The sequence below is a fragment of the Mesorhizobium sp. ESP7-2 genome (assembly GCF_020164715.1).
Taxonomy (GTDB): Bacteria; Pseudomonadota; Alphaproteobacteria; order Rhizobiales; family Rhizobiaceae; genus Mesorhizobium.
Genome location: NZ_JAIUGQ010000009.1, coordinates 157,353 through 178,421, shown reverse-complemented (window position 1 = coordinate 178,421; position 21,069 = coordinate 157,353). Strand labels below are relative to the sequence as shown.

Sequence of the window (21,069 nt, the reverse complement as noted above, 5' to 3'; positions counted from 1 at the left end):
CTCATACTAGTTGGTAAATTGCCAAACCACCATTGGCCGAGAATAGCCGCGCTTCAAACCCTCCAGCCGGACACCAACCTCCCGAGAAGCATTTCCTTAACCATAGCGGTCCAGCATTCGCCTTTGATCAACGGGGATTCCCTGATTGAAAAAGACGGCGTGTTTCCTTCGCCGCACAGCGCTTCTCGCTCTTGCGGCGACAATGGCGCTGTCGACGGCGGCAAAGGCCTCGGATTTCTCCGAGCCGTGGAAGAACGCCGACCGCGCGCTCGTCGTCGACGCCTACGAGTACAATTCCATCGACTGGGCGCAACTTGCCACGGACAAGCGCGTCGTCGCCTTCATCAACAAGGCGTCCGACGGCATGCCACCGCCCTATTTCTGTTTCGGAAGCGACACCGATGTAAAGCTTTGCAAGGCGCTGTGGAAGCGCCATGCGGTGACGCGCGAGCTGTTCCAGACACGCAGGGTCGTGGCCAAGGCGCTTGGCATGAAATGGGGCGCCTATCACCTCGCCCGTCCTGGCAATCCGGTCGAGCAGGCCAACAATTTCCTCGATCTCGCCGACCCCGCGCCTGACGATCTCATGGCCCTCGACATCGAAGGCGTCGATCCTTCGCAATGGATGTCGCTCGACGACGCCGAGGAGTTCGCGCGTCAGGTGCATCGGCGCGTCGGCCGTTTCCCTGTGCTCTACACCAACGGCAAGACCGCCCAGTACATCGCCGACAACCGCTACAAATACCGGCTCCTGTCGCGGCTGCCGCTTTGGTACGCGCGCTACAAGCCTGACATCGACGTGCATTTTCCGATGGGCAACTGGCAGGGCTACGCGCTCTGGCAGTTCTCGGCGCAGGCCAATTGCGGGCGCTTCCGTTGCCCCTACCGGGTTGCCGGAACGCCCAACAATATCGACGTCAACGTAGCACCCACGGATGGCACCACACTTCGCCAGCAATGGCCCTTTGGCGGGCTGATCGACGTGCCGTCCGACTATCTTGCCAGCGTGCCGGTGCCGCTCTCGCGGGAAGCCGCACTGGCCGGCAAGGCGACCATCATCTATGCAGATGTGGCGACGCCGCCGACATTCGAGGAAATGGCCGCAGTGCTCGGTTCGCGTTGGTCGAAATTTCGCGATGGGTTCCGTATGCCTGTCGTGAAGACGGTGCCGCGACGGCCGGGCTTCGGCATTGTCCAATATGTCGCCTGGAAGCGGGCCGGGCAGCGCTCGCCCGCGCAACTCGACGCCGCCTTCGCCGCGGCCGCCGACCCGCTGAGTACGGCCTCGACCGAACTCGATCGCAGCCACCGGTAACTGCCACCCGGTCGGAGCTTCAGCCTGCCTGCTCGCGCGCCACAGCCTGCCAGCCTATGTCGCGGCGGCAGAACCCGTCTGGCCAGTCGATGCGGTCGAGCGCGGCATAGGCCCGCGCCTGCGCCTCGCCGACTGTGGCGCCGGTCGCCGTGACGTTGAGCACACGGCCGCCATTGGCGACCAGCGCGCCGCCATTGATAGCGGTACCGGCATGGAAAATCTGGACACCTTCGCCTGCGGCGTCCTCGACGCCACGGATGACGGAGCCTTTCTCCGGTGTGCCGGGATAGCCCCTCGCCGCCATCACAACGGTCAGCGCCGCCTCGTCGCGCCAGCGCACGGAGGTATGCGCAAGCTGGCCGTCGACGGCGGCATTGAGCAGCACCAGAAGATCGTCCTTCAGCCGCATCATCAGCACCTGGCATTCAGGATCGCCGAAACGGGTGTTGTATTCGATCAGCTTCGGCCCGTTTTCCGTGATCATCAGCCCGGCGAACAGAATGCCGGCGAAAGGCGCGCCGAGCTCCGCCATGCCGCGCATGGTCGGCTCGATGATCTCGCGCATGGTGCGTTCGATCATGTCGGGCGTCATCACCGGTGCCGGCGAATAGGCGCCCATGCCGCCGGTGTTGGGACCGACATCGCCGTCACCGACGCGCTTGTGGTCCTGCGCGGTGCCAAAGGGAAGCGCCGTCGTGCCGTCACAGAGGCAGAAGAAGCTCGCCTCCTCGCCGGTCATGAATTCCTCGATCACCACCTCCGCGCCGGCGGCACCGAATGATCCATCGAAACAGGAAGCGAGTGCCGCCTGTGCTTCAGCCATCGTCATGGCGACGGTGACGCCCTTGCCGGCTGCGAGCCCGTCGGCCTTGATGACGATCGGCGCACCTGTGTTTTCGACATAGGCCCTGGCGGAGGCCAGGTCGCCGAACCGGCCATAGGCGGCGGTCGGGATGTCATATCGGGCGCAGAGATCCTTGGTGAAACCCTTCGAGCCTTCCAGCCGCGCGGCGGCCTTCGAAGGCCCGAAGACGCGGATGTTTTCGGCGCGCAGATCATCGGCAATGCCGGCGACCAGCGGCCCTTCCGGGCCGACCACGACGAGATCGATTTTTTTCTCGCGGCAGAAGGCGGCTACGGCGCCGTGATCGGCGATATCGAGCTTCACCAGTTCGGCCTCGCTGCCGATGCCCGGATTGCCTGGAGCCGCATAGAGCTTGGTCAGCAGCGGGGAAGCGGCGATCTTCCAGGCCAGCGCATGTTCGCGGCCGCCGGAGCCGAGAAGAAGAACGTTCATGGCCACCTCATGATGCCGACTATCCCATAGAGAGAACAACCCGCTATTGCTCTCTGGACGACGGGTCAAGACATCAGGGTGGATTGATCGGAATTGCGCACGGGAACGTTATCCCTGCCGAAATGGAAGCAAGACGATCTGGCATGCAGTGTTTTCGATGTGCTGCATTGGTCTTCGAGAAGAATTTTGGCCCGTACGGACATCCTGTGCGGGTCCGGCCAATAGATTTTGCAAAGAGAAAATTTTCCCTCTGCAATTAGGAAAGCCGCAACGTGGTTCCGATACTCCTTGCACATCCGGGGTTTGATAGGAGACGGGTGATGCTCGAAGACAATATCTGGGTGGCTTCGTTCGACGTTTATACCCGCAACTGGAAATGGGTTGTCGGATACATCTGCCTGGCCGGCGGGCTGGCGTTGCTCGAGAGGTTCATACACATCAACTCCGGAGCTTCAATCTTCATCGGTGTAATGATGTCGACCTTCTTGGCTATTCCTGCTCACATTGCCGTTTTGACGCAGCTTGACCCCGACCAGGTGTCCGGTTGGCTGAAGGAAAGACCCAAGGCATTCTCCAGTTTCGTAAGACGTTGCTTGTTACTCGGCCTGCTCGGCGCGATAGCTCCCCTGGTGATCGCGATAACCATGGTGATCGGCGGCGTCCGTCCGTCCTTCGCCATGTTGGCAGCTCTTCTTGTCTGGGTCTTCTCCGGCATTGCTGCGTTCGCAAAATGGGGTACGATGTTGCCTGCGGTCATTGCCGATGATGATCAAACGCTTGCCGTTGCCGGCCAACGCGGCTCCAAGGTGTTCGGATATGCATTCTCGCGTCTGCTCATCTCGTTCGGTTTGGTGACGGTGTTGTTCATAGCGATATTGATGTTGCTGTCCTCTCTGCTGGGTATTGATCAGAAAGACTCAGGTCCCGCGTCGCTAATGCTGACCGTCGCAGGGGCAATCATTGGTGCGTATCAAATCGTCATGACATCCATCGTGTTGTCACGTTCCTATCTCAGAGCGCGACCGCCTGCACCGCCTGCACGCCGGATGGCATTTGCGTTCGGCAAATAAATTGCCCCCCATGCTTGCGGGCCTTCACGCCCAACTCAGCCCTGGTGGACCACCGGAAACCAGTCCTCGCGCAGCTTCTGCCCCGGCTGCATGCCATGGCCATGATAGGGTGGCGAGGTGCGGCCCGGCCGCTCGACATAGTGGGCATCGTCGCCGACCCAGCGCAGCGACAGCGCCCGGCGCCGTGCCGCGGTCATATTGCCGCGCGCGCCGTGCGCCGTCCTGAAGTCGAACAGGATGGCGTCGCCCGGCTCCATCTCCCATTCGATAACTTTCATCGATGGATCGTTGTCGGGATCGGGCACCGGACGATAATCGCCTTCGGCGGCGTAGAAATTGCCGTCGTCCAGCCAGCGTACCGGCAGGATCATCTTGTCCCATTTGTGCGAGCCGGCGATCAGGCGCAGCGTCGCCTCCTTCACCGGATCGATGGGGATCCAGAAGCTCACCGTCTGCTGGCCATCGACAAAATAATAGGGAATGTCCTGGTGCCACGGCGTCGGCTTCTGCGTACCGGGTTCCTTGACCAGAACATGGTCGTGGAAGAACTGCGCGGTGCGCGACCGCATCACCGCGGCAGCCAGCCGCGCCGCAGGCGATTCGCGCACCAGCTTGACGAATTCGGGGATGCGCTCCCAGTTGCAGTAATCGTCGAAGAAACTGCCGCGGCCATTGGCGATGTCGGACGCCGTGGCGCTGCGGTTCTGCATGTTGCGCTCGATGCCGGCGGCGATCGTCTCGACCCAGCCCTTGAAGGCGCCACGGATGCAGATCGCGCCGTCACGCTGGTAGTCGGCGATTGTCTGCGCATCGATGATTTCGGCGTCGATCGCGCGGTCAGCGGTTTGGGAAACCATGTTGTCCCTCCTTTCAGGATCGAGGCGACTATCGCAATGGCCGCTTATTCAGTAAAATAATAACTTCCCATCTGACACATAGGTTTTGACTATGAGTCTGACGCTCACGCAATTGCGCTATCTCATCGCCGTCGCCCGTCATGGCAGTGTCACGGGCGCGGCCCGGGCGCTCAACATTTCGCAGCCGTCGATTTCGGTGGCGATCGACGCCATTGAAAAGGATTTCGACCAGAAACTGTTCGTGCGCCAGCGGGGAAGCGGTGTTTCGCTGACCTCCTTCGGCCGTGTCGCCGTGGCAAAGGCCAGACAGGTTCTTGCCGAGACCGACGAACTCCTGGGCCTGGCGAAGGTCAACTCGGCGATCGGCGGCGAGCTGGTGCTCGGCTGCTTCGAGGATCTGGCGCCCTATTTCGCGCCGGGCCTCATCCGCGCCTTTTCCGAACGCCATCCAGCGGTCGCCGTCATCGTCCGCGACGAGACGTTCGAGACGCTCGGGCGACGCCTGGCGGACGCCGCCGTCGATCTCGGCCTCAGCTACGATCTCGGCCTGCCGTCGCATTTCGCCCGCATCCTGCTGCATGAGCTGCGGCCGCATGCGCTGTTGCCGGCGGGCCATGCACTGGCGGACCGCCCCGAGGTCAGCCTGGCGGATCTGGCCGCCTACCCGCTGATCACGACCGACCAGCCGCATAGCTGGCAGCATATGCTCGACCTGTTTCGCAGCCGTGGCCTGTCGCCCGTCGCCGACATGCGTACAAGCTCCTTCGAACTCCAACGCAGCATGGTGGCCAACGGCTTCGGCGTCGCGGTCAGCTATACCCGACCGCATGGCGACCACAGCTATGACGGCCTACGCCTCGTCTGCAAATCGCTGTCGGATCCGCTGCCCATGCAGCGCATCATCCTCACCCACGATACGCATCAGCGCGTGTCGAATGCGGCGCTGGCTTTCATCGAGGTGGCGAAAGTCTGGTTTTCCACACGCGACATCTTCACCTCCTGACGGGTTGACGGACGCCGCTGCCCTGCTTGCCGCTTGACGGTTTCCATCGCTGCTGCCACTCCATGTCAATGGAACCTGTCCAGTCGAAAGCGTCCCAGGGCCGCGTCGCCGATGCGCCCAACGGCCATTGGGTCTACCGCGTGCTGCCGCGCGCGATCTGGCCCTATGCGCAGCTTGCGCGATGGGACAGGCCGATCGGCTGGCAGTTGCTTTTGTGGCCATGCTGGTGGTCGGCCGCACTGGCGGCGAGCGCCTATCCCCGGCCTGGCGACCCGCTGCTTTCGCTGCTGCCGGCGCCACTCTATCTCGTGCTGTTCCTGATTGGTGCCATCGCCATGCGCGGCGCCGGCTGCACTTATAATGACATTGTCGACGAAGACATCGACAACCAGGTCGAGCGGACCCGCTCGCGCCCGCTGCCATCAGGCCAGACCACGCGCAGGCGGGCCTGGCTGTTTCTTCTGCTGCAGGCTCTGGTCGGCCTGGCGGTGCTGTTGCAGTTCAACAGCTTCGCCATTCTGCTCGGCGTCTGCTCGCTGGCGATCGTGGCCGTCTATCCATTCATGAAGCGGATAACCAACTGGCCGCAACTGTTTCTCGGCTTTGCCTTTTCCTGGGGCGCGCTGATGGGATGGGCGGTCGAGTTCGGTGATCTCGATGGCCCCGCCATCATGCTCTATATCGGTTCGATCCTGTGGGTGATCGGCTATGATACGATCTATGCGCACCAGGACAAGGAAGACGATGCCATTGTCGGCGTGCGCTCGACGGCACGGCTGTTCGGCGACAACACCAAGTCGTGGCTCGCCGGGCTTTATGGCGGCACGCTGATCTGCTTCGCCATCGCCTTCGCCTCGGCGCAGGCCCCGGTCGTGGCGCTGGCGGGACTGATCGCCGCCGGTGCCCATATGGCCCGGCAGATCGCGGTGCTGGATATCGACGATCCGGACCAGTGCCTGCGGCTGTTCCGGTCGAACAACCAGGTCGGCTGGCTGATCTTCCTCGGCCTGATCGGCGGCGCGCTGTGGGTGGCGCTGAAGCCGCTGGTTTAGAAGGCTTTTCCTTCTCCCCGTAATCGGGGAGAAGGTGGCTGTCATCAGCGGCTTCGCTACCCGTGGAAGCAGAACCCGGCCTACTCGCGCGCAATGATCTCCTGGCCGTCGATGACCAGCCTGAGGCCGAGGTCACCGGCCCTGCGGCGGGCAAGGAAGCGCGGGCGGCGCGTGGTCGAAACGCGGCCCTTGCGACGGTCCTGCGGCGGCAGTGTCTTGATGGCGGCGCCGAGCGATTCTTCCAGCGTGCGGGCGACGCCGTCGGATTCGATCAGCAGCATCGGCAGGCGGTAGGCATCGGCCCAGGCGCGCCAGTCGGCGGCAACGTCTTCGAGATCGTCGGCTACCAGCAGCGGCACCGACAGCATCGGATCGTTGTGCAGGAGTTCCAGGGTCACCGTGACATTGCCTTCCGGATCCTCCATCGCACGGGCGGCGACGCCGCGAAATGCATTGGCGGGCAGCACGATGATCGCCGGCAGGCCGCTCATCTCGAGCAGGCGGCGGATCACGGCGCCACGCTGGTCGATGGTGAAGGTCACGTCGCCGTAATCGTCACGCGTCGCGTAGCTCACCACCTGCGGCAGGCGGAATGGGTCGAGGCGCATGTTGCGTCCCGCCCAGACTGGCTTCAGTCCAGTGTTCATAGAGTGCCTTCCTGTCTGTCTCCTGAGAGCCGGTGTCCGGTTCTCTCCGGGCCAGTTTTCCCGGCCTCGTTATGGGGAAACAGTAGCGCTGGCTCCTTACCGCCGCGCTTAAGAAAGTCGGTTAAATTTTGCTGATCTCAGGGATGGTTATCGGAATGCCACCAACCACAAGATGTTGAAAGGATCAGATAACCTTACCAGGATTCATGATGCCGGCCGGATCGAAGGCAGCCTTTACCCGGCGCATCAGATCGATGGCCATCGGCGGGGCGGTGGCGATCAGTTCGTCGCGCTTCAACTGACCGATGCCGTGCTCGGCCGAGATCGAACCGTGCAGGCTGCGCACCACGTCATGCACGGCCTTGTTCATGGCATGGTAGAGCGCCAGAAACGCCTCGTCGTCGCCGTCGAGGGGCCGCGAGATGTTATAGTGGAGGTTGCCGTCGCCCATATGCCCGAAACAGACCACGCGGGCGCCGGCGCTCACTGACGCCACCGCGCCGGCGGCCTCCGCGATGAAGCGCGGTATCGATGCGATCGGCACTGAAATGTCGTGTTTGATCGAAGCGCCTTCCGGCTTCTGTGCCTCGGGCAACAGCTCGCGGAAATTCCAGAAGGCGTCGCCCTGCCCGAGGCTGGCGGCGATGACGGCGTCGCCGACGAATTCCTGCTCGAGGCCTGCTGAGAGCACATCCTCGATCAGCGCCCGCGAATCCTCCGATGAGCGGCCGGACGATATCTGCATCAGCACATACCAGGGCCAATCCTCCATCAGCGGCCGCGTCACGCCAGGGGTATGCGCCAGCGTGAAATCGTATGGCCGCTTGCCGATGAGTTCGAAGGCGGTGAGCGCTGCCCCGGCGCGGTCCATGGCCAGGCTGAAAAGGGAAAGAGCGGCCTCGGGCGACGACAGGCCGACGAAGGCGACGTCGCGCCCCTTGGGCTTCGGAAAGAGTTTGAGTACGGCGGCGGTGATGACGCCGAGCGTGCCTTCTGCGCCGACGAACAGGTTCTTCAGGTCGTAACCGGTGTTGTCCTTCTTCAGCTTGCGCAAATCGTCGAACACCTCACCGGTAGGCAGCACCACCTCGACGCCGAGGCAGAGCTCGCGCGCATTGCCATAGGCCAGCACGCCGGTGCCGCCGGCATTGGACGACAGGTTGCCGCCGATCTGGCAGGAGCCTTGCGCGGCGAGCGACAGCGGGAACAGCCGGTCGGCGGCATCGGCCGCTTCCTGCAAGGTCTGCAGGATCACACCGGCCTCGACCGTGACCGTGTTGGAGAGAACATCGATCTCGCGGATGCGGTTCAGCCGCGACAGCGACAGGACGATTTCATGGCCGGACTTGTCCGGCACTTGGGCCCCGACCAGCCCGGTGTTGCCGCTTTGAGGCACGACTGGCGTTCCGGTCTCCGTCGCCAGCCGCATGATCCGGCTGACCTCGTCGACGCAGCCCGGCCGCAGCACCAGCGACGTCGCGCCATGCCAGAGGCCGCGTCGCTCGATCAGATAAGGTGCGATGTCCTGCTGATCGCGCAGCGCATATTTATCGCCGACGATCGCCGCGAAACGATCGAGGAGAGCGGGATCGAGTGTCTTTGCCGTTTCGGTCATGTGGGAAAACTACGTCGAGGGCTGTGCATTGTCACGAGGAGCGGCGGCACGGGAGAGCCGGTCGTTGATAGCCTCGCCCAGCCCGTCAAAGGGGATCGGCTCGACCGCGATGGTGCGCGCGCCGCTGCGGTCGAGTTCCTGCATGTAGGCGAAGAGATTGCTTGCCGCTTCACGCAGATCGCCTGAAACCGAGAGGTTGAGGAAAGCGGTTGCGCCGCGCCAGCCTTCCGCTCTCCGGATGCCAAAGGCGAGCAGCGCTTCGCCCTCGCCGATTGCCCGCGCGTTGAGCCGCACCGCGGCACCCGGCGCGTAGTGCGAGGCAAGCATGCCCGGCGCCTCGACGCCGGCAATGCCGCCGCGCAGCAGGTCCATGCCGATGGCCGCCTCGATTTCGCCTGTGGCAATGCCACCGGGCCGAAGCAGGCGCAATCTTTCGCCCTCGGACTTGACGATGGTCGATTCCAGCCCGACCGGTGTGGCGCCGCCATCGACCACCAGCTTGATACGCGCGCCTAAATCCGCCGCCACCGCTTGCGCCGTCGTCGCGCTGATCTTACCGGATGAATTGGCGCTGGGTGCCGCGAGCGGTCGGCCGAGCCTTGCGATCAGCTCGCCGCCAAAACCTCTCGGCATGCGCAAGGCGATCGTGTCGAGCCCGGCGGTGACCAGCGGATGAACGCCGTTGCCGGGGCGCTGCGGCAGCACCAGCGTCAGCGGACCCGGCCAGAAGGCAAGCGCGAGCTTCGTCGACAGCGGATCGAACAGAGCGATTCGCTCGGCCATCGCCATGTCGGCGACGTGGGCGATCAGCGGATTGAAACGCGGCCGACCCTTGGCTTCGAAAATGCGCGCCACGCCAATGCCGTTGGTGGCGTCGCCGGCAAGCCCGTAGACGGTTTCGGTCGGGATAGCGACGACCTCGCCGCCCTCAAGCAGCGCCAACGCCGGTTCCATCGCTTCGCCGACGGCAAGTATTTCAGCCACTCTCGTCACCTCGCGGAAGCCGGCTGCGTAGTACGACAGCGTCGCGGGGGCAAGCGGGCATTGGCAATTCATCAATTCCTAAAATGCTATGTTTCCATGAAAGCCGGTATCAATCGCCGGGCACTATCGTGCGGGCTTCTGGGCAATGGGGAGCTATGTCAGTGTCTATGCGCATCTGGGGAACGCTTGCTATCAGTCTGGCTGCCATGGCTGGCGGGGCTCAGGCCTCGTCGCTGGTCTTTCCCGGTGCGCCGGCCTCGACGCCCTCCATCCTTGCGCTGAAGGCTGCCGACGGCAAGGCGAGCGACGTGGTGTCCGTGGTTGCGATCGGCGAGCCCGACGTCACTTATGAAAAGGTGGCGGCAATCCCGGACAAGGCCGAGGCGAGGCACGCCTTCCCGCAGAGCCCGATGATCATTCGCGGCGGGATCGTCGGCGGCGCCTTCTCGACACCAGTGCAAGCCAAGGCGCCGGCCGCCGCAACCGCCCCCGCTACGGCAACCTCCCCCGCCACGGCGACCGCCTCGGCAGCCCCCGCGCCGGCGGCGCACGGAAAAGCAGCGGCACCGGCGGCAGCCGTAACACCGCCGGCAGCCCAACAGCCTGCTTCAGGAGCCGGCAAGGTCAAATAGCGAGCTGCCAACTGGCCGATCAAAATGCTCGATGGCTTGACGGCAGTCTGGCGCGCTGCGCAACCATTATGAGGCGAATTTCGTCTCGACGATCTGGCTGGCGGCCCTGGGGCCTGAGTTTCGCCAAGCGGCTCCGGCAGACGGGATTGCATCGTTCAAGGCAAGGGGGTTGCTCATGAAAAAATCGAAAACCGTTACCGTGGCTGGGTTTCTGCTGGCGTCATTGCTTGGCGGCGCGGCCCATGCGGATGACATGCTGGGGTCCTATGTCGCGCGCATTTCCGATCGCGATCACCAGGCAAGCGACGGCTATGCGCTGGATGGCGCCGCGCAAATGGTGCGGCAGGACCGCGCCAACTGGCACAAATTCCACCGCCGCGACAGCGACGACGAACGTGATGCCTGGTTCAGGACCAACGACCAGCGTGCCGACCTGCAGCGCATGCTGGAACGCCCCGGCGCGATGAGTTCCTCGACCAAGCGCGCCATCGTCAATGGCGAGCCGCTGATCCAGGTCGACGTCTACGAAAACAGCGTGCGCGTCAGCATTCTGGAGAACTGATCAAATCAGTTTGAAAAGACAACAAAAAGGGCGGCGCCAAAGCGCCGCCCTTTCCTCGATAAAACCTGTCACCTGAAATCAGGCCGCTTCTTCCTTGTCGTCTTCGTCGGACTCGCCGTCTTCGGATTCTTCATCGTCCTCGGCGTCGTCGCCTTCGGCTTTCACGGCGTCATCGTCGTCATCTTCATCAGACTCTTCGCCGTCTTCGTCGTCGCCTTCTTCGTCATCGCCATCCTCGTCCTCGTCAGACAAATCGGCGGCTTCGGCCGTGGCAGCGGCATGATCGAGGGCGGTTTCGGAAGCGGATTCAAGCGCCTCGGCGGGGGCCGAGGTTTCTTCTGTCACTTCGATTTCGTGATCGGAATTCATGGAAGCCTCCGTTGGGTTGGGGAACATGTTCCTTTTGCCACGGAGAGGTCATCGTCATATGACTGTAAGCCGGCTCGAACGGCCGGCTGGAAGATATTTTTCCTCGCCTCTCAACCAGCGATTTTCGAGAAATCCGCGACCTGACCGGTAGCCGTGCGAATGCGCGTGAGCAGCGCAAGGCGGTTGGCGCGCACGGACAAGTCCTCATCATTCACGAGAACATGCTCAAAGAATGAATCAACAGGTTCACGCAAAGCGCTAAGCGCCAGCATGGCAGCGGAAAAGTCTTGGTTTTGAATCGCTTCGCCGGCTTGCTTCTCGGCCTGATTCACCGCCGCAAACAGCGACTTCTCGGCATCTTGCCGAAACAACGCCGGTTCGACGGTTTCGGCGACCGCCGTTTTCTTCTTCTCCTCGGCGGCCAGGATGTTGGCAGCACGCTTGGTGCCGGCGAGCAAATTCTTGCCGTCCTCAGTGTCGAGGAAAGAGCCAAGGGCTTCGACGCGGCGGACGATTTGCAGGAGATCGTCCGACTGCGGCGTGATAACGGCGTCGATGAGGTCGTGCCGAGCCCCCTTGTCGCGGAGGTAAACCTTGAGACGGTCGTGGAAAAACGACCGTAGCTCGTCAAACAAAGACATGTTGGCTTGGTATTCAACGGCCGTGTATCTGCTGACGTATGCGTCGGCGATCTTGAGAGCATCCGCTTGCTGGAGAGGGGAAATCCGGTTGGCCTTCTCTGCAGCCTCTAAGAGCGTGTAGAGATGCAGGTATTCGTCTTTCCCCAAATGCGCCAAGATTTCGGTCTCGGCCAAATGTTCCGCAGCAGCTTCGCGGGAAGACAACACATCGGCGACAATCCGCCCACGTATCGCATCAGCCTCCTTTGATATTTCGAAGTCGCGCTGTTTATAGAAGACGTCGGTAAGCTCAACGTTCACGGAGTTCTCGACCAGAATCCTGATCACCCCGAGCGCCGCCCTTCTCAACGCATAAGGATCTTTCGACCCCGTCGGCTTTTCGTCAATCGCCCAGAAACCGACCAGCGTATCGAGCTTATCGGCGAGCGCGACGGCAACAGATACCGGATCGCTCGGCACATAATCGGAAGGCCCTTGCGGCTTGTAGTGCTCTTCGATGGCCGCGGCCACGGATTGATGGTCGCCCTGCAGCAACGCATATTTGCGGCCCATGCCGCCTTGCAATTCGGGAAACTCGCCGACCACTTCAGTGGTGAGATCGGCCTTCGCCAGGACAGCGGCGCGACGCGCCAGCGCGGGATCGGCGCCGACGATCGGTGCCAGTTCTTCCGCCAACCGCGCAATCCGCTCCACCCGCTCACCCTGCGTGCCGAGCTTGGCATGGAACGTGACATTGAGATGGTCGAGGCGGGCCATGCGCTGGTCGAGCGGCTTCTTCAGATCGAGCCCAAATTTTTCCGCAGATGCCCGGAGCTGCTCGAGATCGGGCAGATCCCCTTGGTCGGTCGTCCAGAAATAGAGCGCGTCGGACAGTCGGGCGCGCACCACCTTGCCATTGCCGTGGGCGATTTCCTTGCCGCCGTCCTTCGCCTCGATGTTGGCGGTCAGGATGAAACGGTTGGAGAGCGCGTCGCTTTCTCCCTGCGGCCGCGTCACAAAGCATTTCTGGTTGGCGCGGATGGTCAGGCGGATCACTTCCGCCGGTATGGCCAGGAAAGCCTGCTCGAATTCGCCCATCAGCACGACGGGCCACTCGACCAGCCCGGACACTTCTTCAAGCAAGCCCTCGTCCTCGACAAGGTCGAGCCCGTTGGCGAAGGCGAGGTTGCGGGCGTCGGCAAGGATGATCTCCTTGCGGCGGTCGGCATCGAGCACGACCTTGGCCGCTTCCAGCTTCGACACGTAATCGTCGAAGCGGCGCACGGTGATTTCGCCAGGCGCGAGGAAACGGTGGCCGTAGGTGATGTTGCCCGAACGGATGCCGTCGATCTCGAAATCGACCACGACCGGCTCCTCGGTCTCGGGGCCGAAAGTGCACAGGATCGATTGCAGCGGGCGCACCCAGCGCAGCGAGCCCGGCTTGGCCGAGGCCGGCCCCCAGCGCATCGACTTCGGCCAGGGGAAATTGCGGATGATATCGGGCACCAGTCCGGCAATGATCTCTTCGGCCGCCCTGCCCGGGTTCGAAATATGGGCAACGTAGAAGTCGCCCTTCTTCGGGTCGGAATGGACATGGGCTTCGGCGATCGAAGACAACCCGGCCTTGCGCAGGAAGCCTTGGACGGCCTGTTCAGGCGCCGATGTCGACGGCCCCTTGATATCCTCGTGAATATCCTTCGAGCGTGCGTTGAGGCCACGGATATCGAGGGTAAGGCGCCGCGGCGTCCAGTACTCGCGCGCCGCCTCGTAGGTCAGACCCGCCTCGACCAGACCGTCGGTCAGCATCTTCCTCAGCTCGCCCGCCGCCTTGCGCTGCATGCGGGCAGGGATTTCCTCGGAGCGAAGTTCGAGCAACAAATCCGGCATCAGCGTATCTCCGCCCGCATGCCATTTTCCTGTTTGCGCGTCCTCGCGCCTCCGGCGCTGCGGTCGCGCGGCTGGGCAGGAATCTCTTCGGAGCGAAGTTCTAGAAGCAGGTCAGGCATGCTTGGGGCTCACGCGGCAAAATGGTCCGCGCGGGGCATAGCAACTCGGCTGGCCGCTGTCACCCTTTCCAGAAATTTTGGCCACCCTGTCGGGACGAGCCGACCCCGCCCGTCCTTGGATCAAAGATTTCCATGAACCTGATGCAGCGCTGAAGCGACCCACGCTCAGGCAGGGAACTATTGGCTGAACGATCATGAAAACCGCATCCAGACTTCTTCAGATCCTCGCGCTCAGTGCCTGCTTCACCGCGCAGGCCCACGGCGCCTTTTCGATGCCGGGCGTGCGGCAGGCGCTGCGGACGATGTCTGGTCCGAGCGGCCAGATCCTGCCGCAGATCAACGCTTCCCTCGAAATGATCAACGGCGCTTGAGGCTCAGGCCGCCATTCCACCGGCCTGCGTCTTCAAGAACGCCTCGCCGCAGGCTTTCGCCAGATTGCGCACGCGCAGGATGTAGCTTTGCCGCTCGGTGACCGAGATCACACCACGCGCGTCGAGCAGGTTGAAGACATGGCTCGCCTTGATGCACTGGTCGTAGGCCGGGAAGACCATCTTGTGCATCGGCAAATTGTCGTTCGAGGCCGGCGCGCCGGCCTCGAGCAGCGCCTTGCACTCGGCCTCGGCATCCTCGAAATGCCGAAGCAGCATCGCGGTGTTGGCGTATTCGAAATTGTGGCGCGAATATTCCTGCTCGGCCTGCAGGAAGACGTCGCCATAGGTCACCTTGTCGGCGCCTTCGCGGCCGTTGAAATTGAGGTCGTAGACATTGTCGACGCCCTGCACATACATGGCCAGGCGCTCCAGGCCGTAGGTGAGTTCGCCGGCCACCGGCGCGCATTCGATGCCGCAGACCTGCTGGAAGTAGGTGAACTGCGACACTTCCATGCCGTCGCACCAGCATTCCCAGCCAAGACCCCAGGCGCCCAGCGTCGGGCTTTCCCAGTCGTCCTCGACGAAGCGGATGTCGTGCAGCAGGGGATCGACGCCGATCGCCGCCAGCGATCCGAGGTAAAGTTCCTGCAGGTTCGGCGGATTGGGCTTCAGGATCACCTGGTACTGGTAGTAGTGCTGCAGCCGGTTTGGGTTCTCGCCGTAACGGCCGTCCTTGGGACGGCGCGAAGGCTGGACGTAGGCGGCGGTCCAACGCCTGGGCCCGAGTGCGCGCAGCGTCGTTGCCGGATGAAACGTGCCGGCGCCGACCTCCATGTCATAGGGTTGGAGGATGACGCAGCCATAGGCCGCCCAGTAATTGTGCAAGGTCAGGATCAGCCCCTGGAACGAGCGGCTGGGATGCATATGGGCTGGGATTTCAATCGTCACGATGGCCTCGGCGACACAGGCTAGCTTGCGGCCACGTCCTAGAGACACGGCGGCAAAGCGTCAAGCAAGGCGCGTCCGATGCAGGCCGCCGTGAGCATTCCGGACGATGTTGAAAACTTTGCCAGCGACTGGCCCATTGCCCGTCGCCACTGCCCGCGATCCAATTCGACCAAGCATCCGCCTCAAGCACAACAGGTTCAGCCATGTCCAGCCCGATCACCATCCGCCCGGTCACGCGTCAGGATTTCGACCAATGGTTGCCGCTGTGGGACGGCTACAATGCGTTCTATGGCCGCTCGGGCGAGACAGCGCTGGCAAACGAGATCACCGCGATGACATGGTCACGCTTCTTCGACGCCTATGAGCCGGTCCATGCGCTGGCCGCCGAGAGCGGGAGCCGGCTTCTTGGCCTCGTCCACTACCTGTTCCACCGCAGCACCACGGCGATCGCGCCGAACTGCTATCTGCAGGATCTTTTCACCAACGAGGCCTCGCGCGGCAAAGGCATCGGCCGGGCGTTGATCGAAGGCGTCTACGAGCGCGCCCAGGCGGCGGGTTCCGGCCGGGTGTACTGGCTGACGCATGAAACCAATCACACGGCGATGAATCTCTATGACAAGGTCGGCGAACGCTCGGGCTTCGTCGTCTATCGTAAGATGTTCTGAGGACGTTTCCAGCGCGTCGGCATGCGTTTGAGCGGCACGGATCTCAAAACCAAAACGGGGCTCTGAGAGCCCCGTTCGCATTCCAAAAAAGGCGGTTTCAGCCCTTCGGGGCCGGGACCGGCTCCGGCTTGACCTTCGGGGTCTCCTGCGCCGTGTTGGATTCGATCGGCGGCAGGCCCTTCATCAGCTTCTGCTGCAGGTTGGCCAGCACGTCGGGATCGGGCTTCAGATCGCGGGCCTGGTTCCACTGGAAGGTGGCTTCCAGCTTGCGGCCGACGCGCCAATAGGCGTCGCCGAGATGGTCGTTCAGAACCGGATCTTCCGGCTTCAGCGCGACCGCGCGTTCCATTTCGCGCACGGCGTCATCGAACCGGCCGAGGCGGAAATAGGCCCAGCCCAGGGAATCGACGATGTAGCCGTCGCTCGGCCTGAGATCGACGGCCTTCTGGATCATCTCCAGGCCTTCCTTCAGGTTGGTGTTCATGTCGACCCAGGAATAGCCGAGATAGTTCAGCACCTGCGGCTGGTCCGGCTGCAATTCCAGCGCCTTGCGGAAATTCGGCTCGGCCTTCGGCCATTCCTTCAGCCGCTCATAGGCGATGCCGCGCTGATAGAAGATGTTCCAGTTGGCGGCGGTCGGCGTCTTCAGCACCTCGACGGCCTTGTCGTAGAGATTGGCGGCGGAGCGGAAATCCTCCTTCGAGGAGTAGACGCCCCCAAGCGCCAGATAGGCGCGCATGTCGTTGGGATGGGCTTCGACGAAGGCCTTCAGATGCGTGATCGCCTCGTCATGGCGGTCGAGATCGGCAAGGTTGAGGCCAAGCTGCAGGTCCGAAATCTCCTTCAGCGGCGAAGAGTCGGGGATGCGCCGATAAAGCGCGATGGCGCCCTCGCCGTCCTTCAGCTGTTCGGCGACGGCGGCAAGTTGCACGAGCGCCGCGTCGCTGTCGGGCTTCAAAGCCAAGGCATATTGCAAATAGAGACGCACGAACGGCTCGCCGCCGCCGCGGTTGAGCGCGGTGGCAAGATCGAGCAGGATTTCGGAAGCACCGTCGGACGGACCGGAAACGAAGGGCGCGATCTTGTCGCCCTTGCTGATCTTGTCACGCAAGGCGACGATTTCCAGCTTGCCCGGCGAAAACGCCTCGGCCTGGTCGAGCACCGAGAGCGCCTTGGCCTTGTCGCCCTTGCGGGCCAGGAACGAGGCATAGGCCTGCGCGTTGCGCATCCAGGTTTCAGGCGCCGCACCGCCGGCGGCGGTGTCCTGCATCGTCGCAGCGTAGATCGCCTCGGCCTTTTCGGGCATGCCGGATGCATCGGCAATCAGGGCGCGGTGGAAGGACTTGAACAGGCCGAACCAGTCAGGTCCCTGAAGCTTGTCGATCGAAGCCATCGCTTCGCTGGCCTGGCCGGCACCTTGTTCGGCCCAGCCGGACATGACGCCGGAGATCAGCCGGTCGAGATCGGATTCCAGCGACAGCTTGAGCCAGTACTGTGCCTTGGTGAAATCCTTCTTGTGGAAGGAATCGACCGCCAGCGCCAGGCGCGAGAAGCGCTCGACATCGGGCACTTCCTTGAGCTTGTCGGCATAGACCAGGGATTCGTCGAACCGCCCTTGGGCGATCAGCGACAGCATCAGGCTCTGCTGCAGTGCGGTGTCGCTCGGATTGAAGGCCAAGGCCTGCTTGTAGTACGCGATGGCGCTGTCGAGATCGTTGTCGCCTTCGGCGATCCGGGCAGCCAGATAGGCGCCCGAGAACGACGATATCTTGACCGGTTCGGTGGATTGCTTGGCATAGGCCGGCAAAGCCGAGATCGCCATGCCCGTCACAATTGCCAGCCTCGTCAGCCAGCGCGCATGTCCTTGCTGCATCATATCCCTTTCAGCCAGGCGCCATCTCCGCGTCAGCGGGATCGACCCAGACTCGATCTTTCCAGGCAAAGCATGGCCTTTTTGGGGTCGCGCTTCAATCCGCCCGAAATTCACAATCGGGTCACCCGATTAACAAACCATGGCTAAAAGGGACAGTTTTGCGTCTCGACGGGCCGTTGCAGCCGCGTATCGCGATAGCCGCCGCTTGCCACCGCGCTGCACAGCCCGCTCCATTCGCAGCCTTGGCACGCCTTGCGCACGTGGCCGGCCGAGAACGCCTGCCGTAGCCGTATCAGGGTCGCGGCATCGAGATCGAGGCGGACGCCGTCCCGGATCGGCCGAGCCAGCAGCGCTTCCACGTCATCGCCGGCCTGCCGGTCGCGCCCGGCCGCGCTGTCGCGCAGGCAGTGCGGTTCCGGCTCGCCAAGCAACGGGGCACAGATGTCGTCCGGGCCGGAAACGAGGAGGATGTCCTCGCCCCGGCTCAGGCGCTCCGCGATCCCGTCATAATTGGCGGTGAAGGCGGGGCTGTATCCCTTGCCCACATAGGTGAGCAGGCAAAGGAGATGGTGGGCGCGAAGCCTGATCGTCACGGCTTCGGCAAGTTCATCTTGCCGCGCGGGAGCGCCATCAGCGTCGCAGCGCCAAGCGCCGACTTCAGCAACCCGCCGACGATGAACGGCAGGAAGCCGAAGGTGATGGCCTTCTCGGCGCCGATCATGACGGCAAGCCAGGCCGTGCCGAGAGCCAGACAGGCGAGGTTGCCGAGCAGCATGGCGACGAAGGTAAGCAAAACGCTGTTGCCGTTCCAGCCACGTTCGGCCAGCCAGCCGACAAGCGCACCGGTGATGGGAAAGGCAAAGAGATAGCCGCCCGTCGGGCCGACGAAATGCTGAATGCCGGCGGCGCCGCCAGCCAGGACCGGGAAGCCGACAGCACCTTCGACCAGCCAAGCGGCGATCGTCACCGCGCCAAGCCGCCAGCCATAGAGCGCGCCGATAAGCGTTACCGCGAAGGTCTGCATGGTCACGGGAACAGGCACCATCGGCACCTCGATGTAGGAGGACAGCGCCAGGAACAGCGTGCCGAGCACGACGGCACCGGCCTGCCAGGCGAGTGATCGCTGCTGCAGCCGCAGCGGGCTGAAAGACGGTCTGGCGGACGAGAATGCAAGGTTGGTCATAGGCTTCCCTTCGGTCGATCCAAAATTATAGATAATTTGTGATTTCGATCTATTATCGAATCCACATTTCTGGAGCGATAGCAAGCCCGGGCTCGGGAAAAGGCGCTTAACCCACGATCGCGAAGGCTTCGCGCGTGGCGCCGGACGCTGTCCTGACCGGCTTGCGGCCAATCCATTGGACATGCCGTCCCAGTGTCGCCGCAGCCGATTCGGCATTTCCCTGCCGCAAGGCGCTGAGGATCGCCCGGTGATCCTGATCGGTGCGCGCCTCCCACTCCGAACGCCATGCCGCGAACAGGAAGCGGGCGCTTGCGGCGTGCAGGTCGTCAATGGTGGCAAGCAGGCGCGGCATGCCGCACGGCGCCAGGATCAGCCGATGAAAGGCGCGATTGGCCTCCTCCCACGACCTGACGTCGCGGGATTTGTCGCCGGCCTTGGTCGCCTCCTCGGCCTGATCGAGAATGGCCGAAGTCAGATGCGGCGCGGCGTGGCGCAGTGCCAGCACTTCGAGCGCCGCCCGCATTTCGGCGACCTCCTTGACCTCGCCCAGATCGAAGGCAGCCACGCGCACGCCACGGCGCGGCTCACTGACGGCGAGCCCCTGCGCCTCGAGGCGGCGGAAGGCCTCGCGCACCGGCACATGGCTGGTGTTGAATTCCTCGGCGACATGATCCTGCCGCAGCCTCGCCCCCGGCTCGATCGCGCCGGAGATGATGCGATCCGCCAGCGCCTTGCTGATGCGCACCGCTATGGTGTCGTCCGTGCCCTTTGCCATGAGTTATAGATAATTTGCGGCAAGGCGGCTTGTCGAGACGGCAGGGGCGAATTCTCTTTCCACTGGCACAGCCTGGAGGACGTCCGTGAAAGCCGGTCTCCTCAGTTCACCCGGCTGATGCAGAAATCGATGACGTCGATCAGCGCCGATTTCTGCGGCGTCTCTTCCAGCGGCGCCAGCGCGTCGCGAGCGATCTCGCCGAAATGGCGGGCGCGTCCGATCGTGTCGGCAATGGCGCCGTGGCGGGTCATCAGGCCGATCGCCTTTTCCAGCCCGGCGTCATCGACGACATTGTCCTCGATGGCACGCTTCCAGAAGGCGCGTTCGGTCTTGCTGCCGCGCCGGTAGGCGAGGATGACCGGCAAGGTCACCTTGCCCTCGCGAAAATCGTCGCCGACATTCTTGCCGAGATCCTTGCTGGTACCGCCATAATCCAGCGCATCGTCGATGAGCTGGAAGGCAAGACCGAGATTCATGCCATAGGAGCGCAGCGCGGCACGGTCGTTGCGGGTCGCCTGGGCGATGACCGGTCCAACCTCGGCGGCGGCCGAAAACAGCGCCGCGGTCTTGGCCTTTATGACGGCGAAGTGCTCGTCCTCGGTGGTTTCGAGGTTCTTGGCGGCGGCAAGCTGCATGACCTCACCCTCGGCGATGATCGAGGCGGCGCTCGACAGGATGTCGAGCGCTTCGAGCGAGCCGACATCGACCATCATGCGGAAGGCCTGGCCGAGCAGGAAGTCACCGACCAGCACGCTGGCCTGGTTTCCCCAGATCATGCGGGCGGTCTTCTTGCCACGCCGCATGCCGCTTTCGTCGACGACGTCGTCATGCAGGAGCGTGGCCGTATGCATGAACTCGACCGACGTAGCGAGCTTGACGTGGCCCTCGCCGGCATAGCCGAACATCTGCGCCGCGGCCAGCGTCAGCATTGGCCTGAGCCGTTTGCCGCCGGACGAAATCAGATGGTTGGCGACCTCGGGAATCATCTCGACGTCGGAGCCGGCCTTGGACAGGATCAGTTCGTTGACGCGCCCCATATCGGCGGCCGTCAAATCGATCAAATCCTTGATGGAGGCGGGTTCCCGCTTCCCGTCTTCGATGTTGAGAACGACACCCACGACAATCACTCCCGTCTTGGTATAACGCGTGCGACGGCACCCTTAGTCCCGGCATGGACTCTAGGGCGGCGGACACGGCCACGGCAAGAGGCGAATTGGCGCGGCGG

At 63.1% G+C, this 21,069-nt stretch carries 21 protein-coding genes; 8 read left to right on the top strand and 13 right to left on the bottom strand.

The genetic code is table 11. The features are described 5' to 3' along the window. Positions 1-202: 202 nt before the first annotated feature. Positions 203-1,315: a glycoside hydrolase family 25 protein gene (locus LB543_RS11930; protein WP_224614247.1), complete on the top strand. Its 1,113-nt coding sequence runs from the start codon at positions 203-205 to the stop codon at positions 1,313-1,315. Positions 1,316-1,334: 19 nt separating this feature from the next. On the opposite strand, the gene purD is transcribed toward LB543_RS11930, so the two are convergent. Next, on the bottom strand, positions 1,335-2,612 hold the full coding sequence (gene purD, locus LB543_RS11925; protein ID WP_224614226.1) for a phosphoribosylamine--glycine ligase: 1,278 nt from the start codon (positions 2,610-2,612) through the stop codon (positions 1,335-1,337). Between the two features lie 320 nt (positions 2,613-2,932). On the opposite strand from purD, the gene LB543_RS11920 reads away from it, so the two are divergent. Next, on the top strand, positions 2,933-3,682 hold the full coding sequence (locus LB543_RS11920) for a hypothetical protein (RefSeq protein WP_224614225.1): 750 nt from the start codon (positions 2,933-2,935) through the stop codon (positions 3,680-3,682). Positions 3,683-3,717: 35 nt separating this feature from the next. Here the strand turns inward: LB543_RS11920 and LB543_RS11915 are convergent, their stop codons facing one another. Continuing rightward, on the bottom strand, positions 3,718-4,539 hold the full coding sequence (locus LB543_RS11915) for a phytanoyl-CoA dioxygenase family protein (RefSeq protein ID WP_140811688.1): 822 nt from the start codon (positions 4,537-4,539) through the stop codon (positions 3,718-3,720). Positions 4,540-4,630: 91 nt separating this feature from the next. On the opposite strand from LB543_RS11915, the gene LB543_RS11910 reads away from it, so the two are divergent. Both LB543_RS11910 and ubiA read left to right on the top strand, forming a co-directional pair. Beyond that, positions 4,631-5,542: a LysR family transcriptional regulator gene (locus tag LB543_RS11910; protein ID WP_224614224.1), complete on the top strand. Its 912-nt coding sequence runs from the start codon at positions 4,631-4,633 to the stop codon at positions 5,540-5,542. 68 nt (positions 5,543-5,610) lie between these two features. Then, complete coding sequence (gene ubiA / locus LB543_RS11905) at positions 5,611-6,594, top strand: 4-hydroxybenzoate octaprenyltransferase (RefSeq protein ID WP_224614246.1); 984 nt, start codon at positions 5,611-5,613, stop codon at positions 6,592-6,594. Positions 6,595-6,674: 80 nt separating this feature from the next. Here the strand turns inward: ubiA and LB543_RS11900 are convergent, their stop codons facing one another. The 3 genes from LB543_RS11900 to LB543_RS11890 form a co-directional block, all read right to left on the bottom strand. After that, on the bottom strand, positions 6,675-7,241 hold the full coding sequence (locus LB543_RS11900) for a DUF6101 family protein (protein WP_140760005.1): 567 nt from the start codon (positions 7,239-7,241) through the stop codon (positions 6,675-6,677). Positions 7,242-7,425: 184 nt separating this feature from the next. Further along, positions 7,426-8,856 carry an FAD-binding oxidoreductase gene (locus tag LB543_RS11895; RefSeq protein WP_224614223.1) on the bottom strand — a complete coding sequence of 477 codons (1,431 nt, stop codon included), beginning with the start codon at positions 8,854-8,856 and terminating at the stop codon, positions 7,426-7,428. A 9-nt stretch (positions 8,857-8,865) separates the two neighbouring features. After that, entirely contained in the window at positions 8,866-9,840 is a 975-nt protein-coding gene (locus LB543_RS11890; RefSeq protein ID WP_224614222.1) for an L-threonylcarbamoyladenylate synthase, read from the bottom strand. A gap of 167 nt (positions 9,841-10,007) precedes the next feature. Here LB543_RS11890 and LB543_RS11885 point away from each other — a divergent pair, with 167 nt between their 5' ends. Together LB543_RS11885 and LB543_RS11880 are read left to right on the top strand one after the other, a co-directional pair. Beyond that, a complete protein-coding gene (locus LB543_RS11885; protein WP_224614245.1) occupies positions 10,008-10,472 on the top strand; it encodes a hypothetical protein in 465 nt (154 codons plus the stop codon). 175 nt (positions 10,473-10,647) lie between these two features. Beyond that, positions 10,648-11,034 carry a hypothetical protein gene (locus LB543_RS11880; RefSeq protein WP_224614221.1) on the top strand — a complete coding sequence of 129 codons (387 nt, stop codon included), beginning with the start codon at positions 10,648-10,650 and terminating at the stop codon, positions 11,032-11,034. Between the two features lie 78 nt (positions 11,035-11,112). Here LB543_RS11880 and LB543_RS11875 read toward each other — a convergent pair whose 3' ends face one another. Together LB543_RS11875 and glyS are read right to left on the bottom strand one after the other, a co-directional pair. Further along, positions 11,113-11,403 (bottom strand): ATPase, encoded by a 291-nt coding sequence (locus tag LB543_RS11875; protein ID WP_224614220.1) that lies wholly within the window; start codon positions 11,401-11,403, stop codon positions 11,113-11,115. Between the two features lie 110 nt (positions 11,404-11,513). Beyond that, the gene (gene glyS, locus LB543_RS11870) at positions 11,514-13,910 is read right to left on the bottom strand and encodes a glycine--tRNA ligase subunit beta (RefSeq protein ID WP_224614219.1); all 2,397 of its coding nucleotides are present in this window, start codon (positions 13,908-13,910) and stop codon (positions 11,514-11,516) included. Between the two features lie 313 nt (positions 13,911-14,223). On the opposite strand from glyS, the gene LB543_RS11865 reads away from it, so the two are divergent. Next, positions 14,224-14,400, top strand: coding sequence for a hypothetical protein (locus tag LB543_RS11865; RefSeq protein WP_181182955.1), 177 nt, complete (start codon positions 14,224-14,226; stop codon positions 14,398-14,400). 3 nt (positions 14,401-14,403) lie between these two features. Here LB543_RS11865 and LB543_RS11860 read toward each other — a convergent pair whose 3' ends face one another. Then, positions 14,404-15,324 (bottom strand): glycine--tRNA ligase subunit alpha, encoded by a 921-nt coding sequence (locus tag LB543_RS11860; protein ID WP_224614244.1) that lies wholly within the window; start codon positions 15,322-15,324, stop codon positions 14,404-14,406. 227 nt (positions 15,325-15,551) lie between these two features. On the opposite strand from LB543_RS11860, the gene LB543_RS11855 reads away from it, so the two are divergent. Then, positions 15,552-16,013, top strand: coding sequence for a GNAT family N-acetyltransferase (locus LB543_RS11855; protein WP_224614218.1), 462 nt, complete (start codon positions 15,552-15,554; stop codon positions 16,011-16,013). Between the two features lie 97 nt (positions 16,014-16,110). Here the strand turns inward: LB543_RS11855 and LB543_RS11850 are convergent, their stop codons facing one another. The 5 genes from LB543_RS11850 to LB543_RS11830 form a co-directional block, all read right to left on the bottom strand. Continuing rightward, positions 16,111-17,886 (bottom strand): tetratricopeptide repeat protein, encoded by a 1,776-nt coding sequence (locus tag LB543_RS11850; RefSeq protein ID WP_224614243.1) that lies wholly within the window; start codon positions 17,884-17,886, stop codon positions 16,111-16,113. 143 nt (positions 17,887-18,029) lie between these two features. Next, positions 18,030-18,479, bottom strand: a complete 450-nt coding sequence (locus LB543_RS11845; RefSeq protein WP_224614217.1) for a DUF1284 domain-containing protein — start codon at positions 18,477-18,479, stop codon at positions 18,030-18,032. Then, entirely contained in the window at positions 18,476-19,069 is a 594-nt protein-coding gene (locus LB543_RS11840) for a biotin transporter BioY (RefSeq protein ID WP_224614216.1), read from the bottom strand. The genes LB543_RS11845 and LB543_RS11840 overlap by 4 nt, the downstream gene beginning before the upstream one ends. A 106-nt stretch (positions 19,070-19,175) precedes the next feature. After that, positions 19,176-19,844 carry a GntR family transcriptional regulator gene (locus LB543_RS11835; RefSeq protein ID WP_224614215.1) on the bottom strand — a complete coding sequence of 223 codons (669 nt, stop codon included), beginning with the start codon at positions 19,842-19,844 and terminating at the stop codon, positions 19,176-19,178. A gap of 101 nt (positions 19,845-19,945) precedes the next feature. After that, positions 19,946-20,962, bottom strand: coding sequence for a polyprenyl synthetase family protein (locus tag LB543_RS11830; RefSeq protein WP_224614214.1), 1,017 nt, complete (start codon positions 20,960-20,962; stop codon positions 19,946-19,948). Positions 20,963-21,069 lie beyond the last annotated feature (107 nt).

Excerpts from the sequence above, each read along its gene's own strand:
- LB543_RS11930 (WP_224614247.1), top strand. The coding sequence starts at position 203 with ATGGCGCTGTCGACGGCGGCAAAGGCCTCGGATTTCTCCGAGCCGTGG.
- purD (WP_224614226.1), bottom strand. The coding sequence starts at position 2,612 with ATGAACGTTCTTCTTCTCGGCTCCGGCGGCCGCGAACATGCGCTGGCC.
- LB543_RS11920 (WP_224614225.1), top strand. The coding sequence starts at position 2,933 with ATGCTCGAAGACAATATCTGGGTGGCTTCGTTCGACGTTTATACCCGC.
- LB543_RS11915 (WP_140811688.1), bottom strand. The coding sequence starts at position 4,539 with ATGGTTTCCCAAACCGCTGACCGCGCGATCGACGCCGAAATCATCGAT.
- LB543_RS11910 (WP_224614224.1), top strand. The coding sequence starts at position 4,631 with ATGAGTCTGACGCTCACGCAATTGCGCTATCTCATCGCCGTCGCCCGT.
- ubiA (WP_224614246.1), top strand. The coding sequence starts at position 5,611 with ATGGAACCTGTCCAGTCGAAAGCGTCCCAGGGCCGCGTCGCCGATGCG.
- LB543_RS11900 (WP_140760005.1), bottom strand. The coding sequence starts at position 7,241 with ATGAACACTGGACTGAAGCCAGTCTGGGCGGGACGCAACATGCGCCTC.
- LB543_RS11895 (WP_224614223.1), bottom strand. The coding sequence starts at position 8,856 with ATGACCGAAACGGCAAAGACACTCGATCCCGCTCTCCTCGATCGTTTC.
- LB543_RS11885 (WP_224614245.1), top strand. The coding sequence starts at position 10,008 with ATGCGCATCTGGGGAACGCTTGCTATCAGTCTGGCTGCCATGGCTGGC.
- LB543_RS11880 (WP_224614221.1), top strand. The coding sequence starts at position 10,648 with ATGAAAAAATCGAAAACCGTTACCGTGGCTGGGTTTCTGCTGGCGTCA.
- LB543_RS11875 (WP_224614220.1), bottom strand. The coding sequence starts at position 11,403 with ATGAATTCCGATCACGAAATCGAAGTGACAGAAGAAACCTCGGCCCCC.
- glyS (WP_224614219.1), bottom strand. The coding sequence starts at position 13,910 with ATGCCGGATTTGTTGCTCGAACTTCGCTCCGAGGAAATCCCTGCCCGC.
- LB543_RS11865 (WP_181182955.1), top strand. The coding sequence starts at position 14,224 with ATGAAAACCGCATCCAGACTTCTTCAGATCCTCGCGCTCAGTGCCTGC.
- LB543_RS11860 (WP_224614244.1), bottom strand. The coding sequence starts at position 15,324 with ATGCATCCCAGCCGCTCGTTCCAGGGGCTGATCCTGACCTTGCACAAT.
- LB543_RS11855 (WP_224614218.1), top strand. The coding sequence starts at position 15,552 with ATGTCCAGCCCGATCACCATCCGCCCGGTCACGCGTCAGGATTTCGAC.
- LB543_RS11850 (WP_224614243.1), bottom strand. The coding sequence starts at position 17,886 with ATGCAGCAAGGACATGCGCGCTGGCTGACGAGGCTGGCAATTGTGACG.
- LB543_RS11840 (WP_224614216.1), bottom strand. The coding sequence starts at position 19,069 with ATGACCAACCTTGCATTCTCGTCCGCCAGACCGTCTTTCAGCCCGCTG.
- LB543_RS11835 (WP_224614215.1), bottom strand. The coding sequence starts at position 19,844 with ATGGCAAAGGGCACGGACGACACCATAGCGGTGCGCATCAGCAAGGCG.